The organism is Glycocaulis sp., assembly GCF_052168375.1.
Taxonomy (GTDB): Bacteria; Pseudomonadota; Alphaproteobacteria; order Caulobacterales; family Maricaulaceae; genus Glycocaulis.
The window spans coordinates 1-1408 of sequence record NZ_JBQLZR010000242.1 but is presented as its reverse complement, the minus strand read 5'-3'; the positions used below and the strand labels follow the sequence as shown (position 1 = coordinate 1408).

At 66.4% G+C, this 1408-nt stretch carries 2 protein-coding genes and 1 pseudogene; 2 read left to right on the top strand and 1 reads right to left on the bottom strand.

What is annotated here, in order from left to right:
- Positions 1-8: 8 nt before the first annotated feature.
- Together ACTS2Z_RS09760 and ACTS2Z_RS09755 are read left to right on the top strand one after the other, a co-directional pair.
- The gene (locus ACTS2Z_RS09760) at positions 9-368 is read left to right on the top strand and encodes a PTS sugar transporter subunit IIA (RefSeq protein ID WP_442573023.1); all 360 of its coding nucleotides are present in this window, start codon (positions 9-11) and stop codon (positions 366-368) included.
- Positions 365-640 (top strand): HPr family phosphocarrier protein, encoded by a 276-nt coding sequence (locus tag ACTS2Z_RS09755; protein WP_442573022.1) that lies wholly within the window; start codon positions 365-367, stop codon positions 638-640. Before ACTS2Z_RS09760 ends, ACTS2Z_RS09755 begins: the two co-directional genes overlap by 4 nt.
- Before the next feature lie 9 nt (positions 641-649).
- Here the strand turns inward: ACTS2Z_RS09755 and ACTS2Z_RS09750 are convergent.
- Positions 650-1408: pseudogene (locus ACTS2Z_RS09750) on the bottom strand (hypothetical protein); the annotation flags it as partial.

Below are 1408 nucleotides of genomic sequence, written 5' to 3'. Positions count from 1 at the left end.
CGCAGGAGCTGGTGGCAGCGACTGAGCATGTCGTCGGCCGGCTGGCGGCGTGCGTGCCTGTTTCCATCGGGGCTGATGATGACATGGAACAGCGCCGCGATGATATTCGCGAGGCCGTGCGCAGCGCGGATACGGGCGATGGCGTGATCATTGTCACTGATATTTTCGGCGGTACGCCCTCTAACCTCTCCATGTCGCTTCTGGAAAAAAGCCGGGTGGAGGTGATCGCCGGGGCCAATCTGCCCATGATGATCACGTTGGCGGAGGCGCGCAGCCGCATGAATCTTGCCGATCTCGCCTCCAGCGCGTCGAGCGCAGGCCGGCGCTATATCACGGTAGGCTCACACCTCATTGACGGCTTGTCGTGACGGCAGAGAGAATCGAGCTGACAATTGTGAACAAGCGCGGCCTGCATGCGCGCGCGGCCGCCAAATTCGTAGGCCTGGCCCGCGGCTACACGGCTGAGCTGTCCGTTTCCAGAGATGGCGAGACTGCCGACGGACGCTCGATCATGGATCTGCTCATGCTCGGCGCGGGGCCGGGCACGCGCCTGAGCGTCAGCGCCCATGGCGACGACGCCCCGGCGCTGCTTCAGGCGATCCGGACGCTGGTCGAAAACGGGTTCGACGAGACCGAGTGACGCTGCCGGCTAAGGCTGGCGGGACGGTTCGTCCCCGCCCGTGAAGGCGTCGCCCGCGCTCACTTGCGTATCCTCATCGTCCGAGCTGGCTTCTGAAAGGCTCTCTTGCGGCGAAGCCTCACCGTCCTGCCCGGCAAGCTCCGTGCCCTGCGGGCCGGGAATGCCGCCTGCCTCGACGGGCGTTGCAGGCTGCAGGATCTGTGTCTCGGTGACGACCGGACCATCCGCTTCGGTGATGGAGGCAAGCGTTTCTCCGGCGGTCTCTTCGGCGTCCCTGTTCACACGCTGCGGCGCGGTCTCTCCACTACCCTGTACGGGCATGGGCGGAGGCGGTGCGATATCCATCGACCGGGCATCAGAGCGGACATCCTCCGCCGGGGCAGCTTCGCCCGATGCGCCGGTCTCTGCCGGCAAGTCGGGAATATCATCGTCTGAATCCGGTGCGGCTTGCTCATCCGATGCGGCGGCATCCCCGGTCTCTCCGGTTTCACTGTCTTCCACCGCTTCGACCGTGCCGCTGCCGGTTTCATCGCCAGCGCGCGCGGAAATCGCGGCGGCTGCCAGCGGTGCGAGGGCGGGGCTGGCAGGCGCTGCCGGTTCCGGGTCGGACGCAGCTTCGCCCGTGGAGGCATCATCATCGGCCGATAGGGCCGGCGACGTCTCGCGGCGGGTCACCATTTCCTGGGGCGGATGACGCAGGACATGGTCGGCAAGACGCGCGATACGCGCTTCCAGCCTTGCCGCATCGCGCCAGCGATTGATGAGGCC